Source organism: Actinomycetota bacterium, assembly GCA_005888325.1.
GTDB lineage: Bacteria > Actinomycetota > Acidimicrobiia > Acidimicrobiales > AC-14 > AC-14.
Genome location: VAWU01000018.1, coordinates 50,584 through 61,097, shown reverse-complemented (window position 1 = coordinate 61,097; position 10,514 = coordinate 50,584). Strand labels below are relative to the sequence as shown.

At 70.2% G+C, this 10,514-nt stretch carries 9 protein-coding genes and 1 tRNA gene; 2 read left to right on the top strand and 8 right to left on the bottom strand.

The annotated features are described in order from the left end of the window. Window positions 1-66 precede the first annotated feature (66 nt). Entirely contained in the window at window positions 67-1,041 is a 975-nt protein-coding gene (locus tag E6G06_04970) for a pirin family protein (protein ID TML92741.1), read from the bottom strand. 130 nt (window positions 1,042-1,171) lie between these two features. Here E6G06_04970 and E6G06_04965 point away from each other — a divergent pair, with 130 nt between their 5' ends. Then, window positions 1,172-2,065: a dienelactone hydrolase family protein gene (locus E6G06_04965; GenBank protein ID TML92740.1), complete on the top strand. Its 894-nt coding sequence runs from the start codon at window positions 1,172-1,174 to the stop codon at window positions 2,063-2,065. On the opposite strand, the gene E6G06_04960 is transcribed toward E6G06_04965, so the two are convergent. After that, window positions 2,057-2,665, bottom strand: a complete 609-nt coding sequence (locus tag E6G06_04960) for a hypothetical protein (GenBank protein TML92739.1) — start codon at window positions 2,663-2,665, stop codon at window positions 2,057-2,059. The two genes, E6G06_04965 and E6G06_04960, sit on opposite strands and share 9 nt — an antisense overlap. Before the next feature lie 193 nt (window positions 2,666-2,858). Between E6G06_04960 and E6G06_04955 the strand changes: the two genes are divergently transcribed. Further along, window positions 2,859-3,734, top strand: coding sequence for an Fpg/Nei family DNA glycosylase (locus E6G06_04955; protein ID TML92738.1), 876 nt, complete (start codon window positions 2,859-2,861; stop codon window positions 3,732-3,734). Window positions 3,735-3,746: 12 nt separating this feature from the next. Here the strand turns inward: E6G06_04955 and E6G06_04950 are convergent, their stop codons facing one another. The 6 genes from E6G06_04950 to gyrB form a co-directional block, all read right to left on the bottom strand. Continuing rightward, window positions 3,747-4,748: a hypothetical protein gene (locus E6G06_04950; protein ID TML92737.1), complete on the bottom strand. Its 1,002-nt coding sequence runs from the start codon at window positions 4,746-4,748 to the stop codon at window positions 3,747-3,749. 150 nt (window positions 4,749-4,898) lie between these two features. Further along, window positions 4,899-4,972 (bottom strand) — tRNA-Ile (locus E6G06_04945). A 27-nt stretch (window positions 4,973-4,999) separates the two neighbouring features. Next, on the bottom strand, window positions 5,000-5,539 hold the full coding sequence (locus E6G06_04940) for a hypothetical protein (GenBank protein TML92736.1): 540 nt from the start codon (window positions 5,537-5,539) through the stop codon (window positions 5,000-5,002). After that, the gene (locus tag E6G06_04935) at window positions 5,467-5,793 is read right to left on the bottom strand and encodes a pilus assembly protein TadE (protein ID TML92735.1); all 327 of its coding nucleotides are present in this window, start codon (window positions 5,791-5,793) and stop codon (window positions 5,467-5,469) included. The genes E6G06_04940 and E6G06_04935 overlap by 73 nt, the downstream gene beginning before the upstream one ends. A gap of 65 nt (window positions 5,794-5,858) precedes the next feature. Further along, window positions 5,859-8,243 (bottom strand): DNA gyrase subunit A, encoded by a 2,385-nt coding sequence (gyrA, locus tag E6G06_04930; protein TML92788.1) that lies wholly within the window; start codon window positions 8,241-8,243, stop codon window positions 5,859-5,861. Between the two features lie 187 nt (window positions 8,244-8,430). After that, window positions 8,431-10,383: a DNA topoisomerase (ATP-hydrolyzing) subunit B gene (gene gyrB / locus E6G06_04925; GenBank protein ID TML92734.1), complete on the bottom strand. Its 1,953-nt coding sequence runs from the start codon at window positions 10,381-10,383 to the stop codon at window positions 8,431-8,433. Between the last annotated feature and the right edge of the window lie 131 nt (window positions 10,384-10,514).

The following is a 10,514-nucleotide window of genomic DNA, read 5'->3' as shown; positions in this document are numbered from 1 at the left end:
CAAGCTCTCTGCCCACCACGTCTCCCTCGCCAGCTCGATGATCGTCGCCGAGCGCGATTCTCGCAGTCAGTCGCGCGCCACGTGCGGCATCAGCGCGCCGGGCGGGATCTCACCGAAGCGGCCGGCCCGGAAGTCCTCGACGGCCGTCGCAACCTCGGCCTTGGTATTCATGACGAAGGGGCCGTACCACGCCACGGGCTCACCGATCGGTCGGCCGCCGAGGACGATGACCTCGAGGGCCGCGTTGGCCGCCTCCTGGTGCTCGTCCGCGGTGATCTGCAGATGGTCACCGGCGCCGAACACGACCAGCTGGCCGCCGGAAACGGGGCGGCCGTCGGGACCCACCCGGCCGGAGCCGGCGAGCACATACACGAGAGCGTTGAAGTCCTCGCGCCAGGGCAGTTGGAAGCGCGCGCCGGGAGCGATCGTGGCATGGACGAACGTGATCGGCGTGTGCGTCGCGCCCGGGCCCGAGTGACCACCCACCTCACCGGCGACGACCCGCACGAGGGCGCCTCCGTCGGCCGACGACAGAAGGGTGACCTGCTCGCCCTCCAGGTTCTGGTAGCGCGGCTCCACCAGCTTGTCCGCCGCCGGCAGGTTGACCCAGAGCTGCAGGCCATGGAAGAGGCCCCCGCTCACCACGAGCTTCTCCGGCGGCGTCTCGATGTGGAGGATGCCGCCGCCCGCGGTCATCCACTGGGTGGCGCCGTCGGTGATGACGCCCCCGCCGCCGTGCGAGTCCTGGTGCTGGAGGGTGCCGTCAATGATGTAGGTCACGGTCTCGAACCCACGGTGGGGGTGCCACGGCGTGCCCTTGGGTTCGCCGGGCCCGTAGTCGACGGCACCCATCTGGTCCATGTGGACGAACGGGTCGAGCTCCTCGAGCGGCACACCGGCGAAGGCGCGCCGAACGGGAAAGCCCTCTCCCTCGAAGCCGCTCGGCGCGGTCGTGACCCGCGCGACCGGCCGCTCGTGGGCGCCCGGGGCGGGCTCGGGAAGGCGAGGAAGCGTGAGGGTGTCGGCGGTGACGGCTGGCATCGGTCGCTCCTGACGGTCGCGCGATCAACTTCGAATTGAAACCCTGCCGACGTTGGCCTTGTTCCTCTGTCGCATCGCGCCGCTGCTCGCCACCGTTCCTGCTCGAACGACGGCGGTAGCGTGCCCTGGCGTGGACCTGCACGACTACGTCGCCGGGGAGATCGCGACCGACTGCGCGGACGGACTCATCTCCCGCCGTGAGGCGTTGCGCCGGTTGGGCCTGATCGGGCTCGGCACCGTCAGCGCCGGTGCCCTGCTGGCCGCGTGCGGCGGAGGCGATGACACTGCCGGTAAGAGCTCGGGCACATCGCGGGCCGGCGCGCGCTCGACGTCGACCACGACGATCGCGACCCCTCCGGGCGGTGCGGAGGTCGAGTCGATCGTCGTCTCGGGCCGGCAGGCGGTGTTCGCGGCGGCGGCGAAGCCGAAGGGCGCGGTGCTGCTCGTCCACGAGATCTTCGGCCTCACCGATCACTTCCGCTCGCTCACCGGCCGCCTGGCGGGCGACGGCTACTCCGCGATCACCGTCGACCTGGTACCCGACGGCACCCGCACCGTGGGCGATCAGGGCAAGGTCATCTCGATCCTGACCGGAAGCCCCGAGGACCGGTTGCTCGCCGACATGCGGCTCGGTCTCGACGAGCTCGAACGCCGAGCTCCGGGCGCCAAGCTCGCCGTCGTGGGGTTCTGCTTCGGCGGCGGCCTCACCTGGCGGCTGCTCGCCGCGGGAGAGCCGCGCGTCGCCGTCGCGATTCCGTTCTACGGGCCCGCTCCAGATGCGCCGGACTTCTCGCGCTCCAGAGCCGCCGTGCTCGCGATCTACGGCGAGCTCGACGGTCGAGTCAACGCCACGCGTGACACCGCCGTGTCCGCGCTGCGCAGAGCGGGGCTCACCTATGAGGTGCGGACGTTCCCGGGCGCCGACCACGGGTTCTTCAACGACACGGGCGCTCGCTACAACGCGACGGCTGCCGCCGACGCGTATCGCGACGTGCTCGACTGGTTCAGCCGTTACCTAGGTTGACCATTGCGACTCCTCGACGACCTCCCATGCGACCAGCCCGAAGCCGGCAATGGCCGCGAGCGCCAGCACCAGCACGTCGCTCGGCGAGAACCCGGTCGGCGGCACGTACGCAGACACCGGCTGCACTTCGTCGAAGTTGGGCGGGAGCGTGGAGCGGGTGGTGGCCGCCAGGGCGAAGACTGCGACCGAGTCGGGCACCGAGAGCGTGGATCCCAGCACCAACGGCGGCGGGAGCGACGCGGCCACCGGCGCCGAGGTGGGCGGCGTGGGGACAAGTGCGGTGGCTGCCGGTTGAGTCTGTGCGCTCGCCGCGCCCGGCCGGCGGGGTGATGGCAGGGGAGCCGGCGCCGGCGTCTGCGCGGGGGCGGTCGCGGGTGGTTGCGTCGGCGGTGGGGGTGGCTGCGTCGGCGGAGGCGGTGGCTGCGTCGTAGGAGGAGGGGGCTGCGTCGTCGGCGTGGTGTCGGGCACGCTCGTGGTGGTGTCGGGCACCGACGTCGTGGACGCGGCACCGACCGAGTTCGCGGGCGTGCCGGCCGCGAGCGCGGTGCCGGCCCACAGGAGCAGCCCGAGCGCGCACAGCGTCAGGCCGCTGGCCGTCACGAGGCCACGCGGGTAGCTCCGTCGGGATGTCGGTCGGAACATGAGTCTCGTGCACCCGGCCGACACGGTCGGCTGGGCGGCGCGGGCCCCTCGACCCGCACGATTTGTGCCCCCCTCACTGCCGTATGTGTTGATCCGTACGATAACGCCCGGCTTGGGGATCGGCCATAGGTCCGACGGTTAGGGTAGGCCCGTGCCCGAGCTGCCTGAGGTGCAGGCCTTGGCCGAGCGGCTCGACGCCGTCCTCGCCGGCGCGCGCTTCGAGGGCGCCACCGCCCTCCAGTTCTCGGCGCTGAAGACCTACGACCCTGCGCCCGAGGCACTCGTGGGACGCGACCTCGTCGAGGTGGGCCGGCGCGGGAAGTTCCTCGTGTTCGCTTTCGCGGGCCCGGCCGGCCCCGGAGGCCGCGAGCAGGGCTCCGAGCCCGCCCTGCGGCTGCTCCTGCACCTGTCGCAGGGCGGGAGGGTCGACGTGGAGGACCCGCCCAAGGCGACGCGACCCAAGAACGGCGTCGTGCGCCTACGCTTCGCCGGTCGTCCGAGCGTGCTCGTGAAGGAGTTCGGTACCGAGCGGAAGGCGGGCTGGTGGGTGCTGGCGGCCGCCGACCCCGGACCGCTCGACCGACTCGGCCCCGACGTGCTCTCCGACGAGTTCACCGACATCGTCCGTACCGGCGACGATACCCGGCGCGTCCACACGATCCTTCGGGACCAGCGTTCGGTGGCCGGGGTCGGCAGGGGATACTCCGACGACATCCTGCACCGGGCCCGCCTCTCGCCGTACGCCACGCTCGCCGGCCTCTCCAGCGACGAGCGCGACCGGCTCGTTGCGGCGATCCACGAGGTCCTCGCCGAAGGGCTGGAGGCGGAGCGCAAACGTACGGGCGGTCTGCCCCCCAAGGTGGGCGACCATTGGGTCGTGCACGGGCGCTACGGCCAGCCCTGCCCCGTGTGCGGAGCCGATCTCCGGCGTGTCTCGTACGAGTCGCACGAGGTGACGTACTGCCCCACGTGTCAGACCGGTGGAAAGGTGCTCGCGGACCGCCGCCTGTCGCGACTCGTGCGTTGAGGCGTCAAGCCGTCAAGCCGTCGCGCGCGACGCCGCCTCACCTTCGAACGCAGCCGCGCGCACGCCGCGTTCGGCGAGCGCGGCGAGGAACGGGATCGGCTCGACGAGGGCAGCCAACCCGGCCGCACCCGGCCGCAGCAAGCGGCCGTCGACGGCCCAGCGGGCGGCCAGAGCCACCACCGCGCCCGCGGCCATCGCGGGGCGATCGACGACGCCGAGCACGCATTCGTCGCGCCCGCTGCCCTGCCGTCCGCGCACCTCGACGCGCAGCGCGCCGAGGCCGCCCTCGGGGTGCGGCGGTCGCAACATCGGCAGGCGGGCCGTCAGCCGGTCGCGACGGTTGGCTCCGAGGTGCGCGGTCACCCTTCGCACCCCCGGGAAGCTCGGCAGCAACAACAGCGGATCCGGCAATGCGGCCCGGTAGCAGTCGACTCCACCCACCGGTTCGGGGAACCAGCACAGCTCGCGGCCGGAGCCCCCGGGGCGCCGCATCCAGGTGCCGTCGCGCCACTCGAAAGCATGGTCGCCGAGGGCGCGATGGTGCTCGCGCGCACATGCGGGACCACCCGTGCCGAGCTTGGCGACGTGGATCTCCTCGACCGCGTCGAACTCGGATGCCGCGTGCGCGGCCAGCACGCACGACAGGCCGGGCGAGAACCCCGCGCCCAGCACGATGTGCAGCCCCCGCTCGCGTGCCTCGCTGTCCAGCTCGAGCAGTGCGCGGATCTCCCCCACCGAGTCGGTGACGGAGACGACGTGGGCCCCCACCTCCAGTGCCGCCTCGGCCAGCGGGCGCTGGGCCACGGGCGCAGTGAGCAACATGACGTCGGCGCCGTCGATGGCCTCGGCGGCGGACGACACGTGACGCGCGGGCTCGCCGAGCGCGCCCACGACGTCGGACGCACGCGCCGTCTGGGACTCGACGAGCGCCAGGTCGTCGAGGGGGCCCGTCGACAGGAGCTGGCGGGCGGCGCGCCCGCCCACCGCGCCTGCGCCGACGATGACCGCGCGCATGCCTCTCGCGCCTATCGGAAGTCCGGCCCGGAGAGCTCGCGCCAACCGCCGCCCTGCGGTGGCACTCCTCCGCGCCCGCGAAGGCGCAGTGCACCCGCGATGAGACCGGCAACTCCCAACGCCAACATGGCTCGACGGATCACTTTCACGTGGGGCTAGCTGGAATCGAACCAGCGACCTCATCCTTATCAGGGATGCGCTCTAACCGGCTGAGCTATAGCCCCCGACGACGGTCGCTCAGGGTAGTCGGCTCAGATGACGGGACGCGATGAAGTGTCCTCTTCGAGCACGGTGACCTCGACCCCGCCGACGACATCGCTGATCAGGTTGTAGAGGACGACCAGCAACACGTTCGCGCCGGTGCCGACCACCACGAGCACCAGGCCGCCGAGTGCCGAAGCTTCGAGGATCCGGCCGCCCCGGAACCGGTAGTTGTTGTCCTGGCTGTTGGCAGTCGACTGGGCGGCGCCGGCGGCGTCGGTGGCCGGGCCGGCCCCGACGAGCTCGCCCACGAAGTTCTCCGCGTTGTCGCGCACACCGGTCGCCGAGGCGACCTCCCAGAGCGCGAAGCCCGCAACCAGCACCACCAAGAGGATGCTGAGGTAGAACAACACCGAGAACCGCAGCACGGTCCACGGATCGACTTTGCGAATGACGCGGCGGACCCGGCGACCTTGCGGCAAACGTTGGCTCCTCGTGTGGGACCGGCGCCCCGACCCTACCGTCCGCCACTCCGGCGTTCGGACCACCCCGCGGCGCGGGCGCGTGCGGTCGCACGCGCCACACCCCACTGCACCGTGACACGCACATCGCGCCCGCGAGGCTCGTAGGTCAGCACGCGGGCGCCGTTGGCCTCGGCCAGCGTGGTCGCCGCCGCCCTGCTCCCGGCGGCACCCGCGAGCGCGGCCGCATCGGCGGCGGCGCGTGCGTGGGCCCGGGCGACGGCCGCCTCACCGAGCCGACCGATGGCCACGACCAGGGTTGCCGCCAACAACAGCACCACCGCCAGCAGCGGCAGCACCGACCCGCGCTCCGCTTCGTTCATCGTCGCCTCCTCGGGCGCGTTTGCACGTTGCGGGGAAGCGGTGGTGTTGCCCGCCAGGCGGGCGATCAGTCGCTTTCGTCGGCGGCGAGGATCGGGGCCACCGCGGCCACGCTCTGACCCTCGTCGAGGTTCATCACCCGGACCCCGGTGGCGTCGCGGCCCTGCGACGAGATCTCGCGCACAGGCACCCGGATCGTGGTGCCGCCGGTGGAGATGCCGAAGATCTCGTCCTCGAGGCCGACCATCAACGCAGCCACGACATAGCCGCGCCGGGCCGTGAGCTTGATGCCGCGCACGCCCTGGCCGCCGCGTCCTTGGCGGTTGAACTTCTCGAGTTGTGTGCGCTTGCCGTAGCCCGCGTCGGTGACGATGAGGATGCTCGCGTCATCGCGGGCCACGTCGCACGACACGACCTCGTCGCCCTGACGCATGCGCATGCCGCGGACGCCCGCGGCCGAGCGGCCCATGGGCCGCACGTCGTCCTCGCTGAAGCGGATCGTCATTCCATTGCGCGACACCATGAAGATGTCGTCGTCGCCGCTGGTCTGGATCACCCGGACGAGCTCGTCGGCGTCGTTGAGGTTGATGGCGATGAAGCCCTCGCGCCGGCTCTTGTCGTACTCGCTCATGAGCGTCTTCTTCACGTGCCCGAGCCGGGTGGCGAAGAACAGGTGGCGCTCGGTCTCGTAGGTCCGCGTGTCGATGATCGCCTCGATGCGCTCGTCGGGCGCGAGCGGCAGGAGGTTGACGATGGCGGTGCCCTTCGCCGTGCGCTCCTTCATCGGGATCTCGTGCGCCTTGAGCCGGTAGACCTTGCCCCGGTTCGAGAAGAACAGCAGGTAGGCGTGCGCCGTCGTGTGGATGATGCGGGTGACGAGGTCTTCCTCCTTCAGCCGCGCGCCCTGCACGCCGCGCCCGCCCCGGCCCTGCGTGCGGAAGGCGCCGGCCGAGGTGGACTTCACGTAGCCCGCCTTGGTCATGGTGATGACGAGCTCTTCGTCGTCGATCAGGTCCTCGAGGTCGATCTCGCCGGGGTCGTAGGTGATCTCGGCGCGACGCGGCGTCGCGAACTTGTCGCGCACCTCACCGAGCTCGGTCTTGATGACGCCGCGCAGCTTGGCGTCGTCGTTGAGGATGGCCTCGAGCTCGTCGATCTCGGCGCGCAGCTTGGCCATCTCGCTCTCGAGGTCGCTCCGGCCCAGCCGGGTCAAGCGGCTCAGCTGCATGTCGAGGATGTGCTCGGCCTGTACCTCGCTGAACTCGAACGGGGCCGCCATCAGCCCGGTGCGCGCCGACGCCTTGTCGTCGGATCCTCGAATGAGCGTGATGATCGCGTCGATCATGTCGAGCGCCTTGATCAGGCCTTCGACGATGTGGGCGCGGCGACGCTTCTCCTTCAGGCGGTGCTCGGAGCGGCGGGTGATGACCTCGACCTGATGGCTCACGTACGCCGTGAGGGCCTGCACCAGGTTGAGGGTGCGCGGCACGCCGTCGTCGAGCGCAACCATGTTGACGCCGAAGCTCGTCTGCAGCGGGGTGTGCTTGTAGAGGTTGTTGAGGACGACGTTGGCGTTGGCGTCGCGCTTGAGCTTGACGACCAGGCGGGTGTTGTTGCCGGACGACTCGTCGTTGATGTCGGCGACGCCGTCGAGCTCGCGCGCGGTGACGAGGTCGGCGATCTTGGTGAGGATGGCCGCGGGCGATGCCTGGTAGGGCAGCTCGGTGACCACGATGAACGTGCCCTTCTTGCCCTCCTCGATCTCGGCGCGGGCCCGCATGCGGATCGAGCCGCGGCCGGTGCGGTAGGCGTCGAGGATGCCGGCGCGCCCGAGGATGAGCGCTCCGGTCGGGAAGTCGGGGCCCTTGACGAACTGCATGAGGTCGTCGGGCGTGGCGTCGGGGTGGTCGATGAGGTGGACGGTGGCGTCGACGACCTCGCCCAGGTTGTGGGGCGGGATGTTGGTGGCCATGCCGACCGCGATGCCCTGACTCCCGTTGACCAGCAGGTTGGGGAACCGGCTCGGCAGCACGACGGGCTCCCGGAACTCACCCGAGTAGTTGTCGACGAAGTCGACGGTCTCCTCGTCGATCCCCGCCAGCATCTCGTTGGCGAGCGTGGCGAGGCGGCACTCGGTGTAGCGCTCGGCGGCCGGCGGGTGGTCGGGCGACCCGAAGTTGCCGTGGCCGTCGATCAACGGGTGCCTCAGGCTGAAGTCCTGCACCATGCGCGCGAGCGCGTCGTAGATCGCCGACGGGCCGTGCGGGTGGTAGTTGCCCATCACGTGTCCCGTCACCCGGGCGCACTTCATGTGCTGGCGGTCGCTCCTAGCCCCCACGTCGAGCATGCCGTAGAGGATGCGGCGATGCACGGGCTTGAGGCCGTCGCGCGCGTCGGGCAGCGCCCGCTCGACGATGACCGACATCGCGTAGTCGAGGAAGGAGCGCTCCATCTCCTCCTGGAGCTCGATCGGCTCGATCGAACCGAACCTCGAACCGGTACCGGACTCGCCGTTGCCGTCGTCGGGGGGCGGTGCGGTGCGACGTGGACTCACCTGGCCACCTCCTTCGTCGGTGGCGGTGAGCCGGGCTGCTGTGCTTGCTGAGAGCTGCGCTCCTCCGCTCCGCTTCGGTGCTCGCTCATATGTCCAAGAACCTCACGTCCTTGGCGTTGGTGACGATGAAGTGCTTGCGCAGCTCGACGTCGTCACCCATGAGGATGCTGAGCACCTCGTCGGCGATCGCGGCCTGCTCCACCGACACCTGCAGCAACGTGCGCCGCGCCCGCTCCATGGTGGTCTCGCCGAGCTCGTCGAAGTCCATCTCGCCGAGGCCCTTGAGCCGGTTGAACTCCCACTTCTTGTCGGCGTTCTCCGCGAGGAACCGTGTCTTGGCGGCGTCGTCCTTCAGATAGGTCTTCTCCTTCCCGACCACGACCGAGAAGAGCGGCGGCTGCGCGATGTAGACGTAGCCGGCTTCGACGAGCGGCTTCATCTGTCGGAAGAAGAACGTGAGGAGCAACGTGCGGATGTGGCTGCCGTCGACATCCGCGTCGGCCATGATGATGACCTTGTGGTAGCGGGCCTTGTCGATGTCGAATTCTTCGCCGAGGCCCGCGCCGATCGCCGTGATGAGGGTCTGGATCTCGTTGTTCTTCAACATCTTGTCGATGCGCGCCCGCTCGACGTTGAGGATCTTGCCCCGGATGGGCAGGACTGCCTGGAACTCGGGGTGGCGCGCCTTCACCGCGGAGCCACCCGCGGAGTCGCCCTCCACGATGAACAGCTCGGCTTCGCGCGGGTCGCGCGACGAGCAGTCGGTGAGCTTGCCCGGGAGACCGGCCCCCTCGAGGGGTGACTTGCGCCGGGTGGCGTCGCGCGCCTGGCGGGCGGCGACCCGCGCCCGCGCCGCCTGTGTCGCCTTCTGCACCACCTGGCGGGCCTCGGTCGGGTGCTCCTCGAGCCAGTCGGCCAGCTTCTCGTTGGTGGCCCGTTCGACGAGCGAGCGCATCGGGACGTTGCCGAGCTTGGCCTTGGTCTGGCCTTCGAACTGAGGGTCGCGCAGCTTCACCGCGACGATGGCGGTGAGGCCCTCGCGGATGTCCTCGCCGAGGAGGTTGTCGTCCTTCTCCTTGAGATGGCCCTTGGCCCGGCCGTACTTGTTGACCACGTTGGTGAGGGCCTTCTTGAAACCCTCCTCGTGCATGCCGCCCTCGACGGTGGCGATGCCGTTGGCGAAGCTGTGGATCGCCTCGTAGTAGCCCGTGTTCCACTGGAGGGCGATCTCGATCTCCTGGTCGTCCTCGGTCGCCTCGAACGACGACACCCGCTTGAAGAGCGCCTCCTTCGACTCGTTGAGGTGGCGCACGAAGTCGACGATGCCGCCCGCGTAGAGGTAGGTGACGGCTTGCTCGTGGCCCGGGCGCTCGTCGGCGAAGCGGATCTCGAGGCCCTTGTTGAGGAACGCCATCATCTGCAGGCGCTCGAGCACCGTCTGGGCCCGGAACTCGGTGTCCTCGAACACGCTGGAGTCGGGCCAGAACGTGACGGTGGTGCCGCGGCGGCCGCGCGGTGCCTTCCCGGTCACCTGCAGCTTCCCTTGGACCCGCCCGCCCTTGGCGAACTCGAGCAGATGGTGGTTGCCCTCTCGGTCGATCTCGAGGACCAGACGCGACGAGAGCGCGTTGACCACCGACACCCCGACGCCGTGGAGGCCGCCGGACACCTTGTAGCCGCCGCCCCCGAACTTGCCCCCGGCATGGAGGGTCGTGAGCACGACCTCGGCCGCGGACTTCTTCTTGTCCTGGGGGTGGGGGTCGACCGGGATGCCGCGGCCGTCGTCGGCCACGCGGCACCCGCCGTCGGCCAGGAGGGTCACCTCGATGAGCGTGCACTCACCGGCCATCGCCTCGTCGACGGAGTTGTCGACGACCTCCCAGACGAGGTGGTGGAGGCCGCTCGGGCCGGTGGACCCGATGAACATGCCCGGCCGTTTCCGGACGGGCTCGAGGCCCTCGAGGACGGTGATGTCCTTGGCCGCGTAGGAGCTCGACTTCGTGCCCGCGCGGGGCGCTTTCTCGTCGTCTTCTGGCATGGCGCTGATGGCCACTAGGCGCGACCTTTCACAAGAGCATCGTCACAGAGATCGTCAGGTGTGGAACGGGGCCTTTTGCGAGCGAAAGTGCTGGTCAGAGGCCCGAAACGCGATGCCTTCAGTTTATCAGA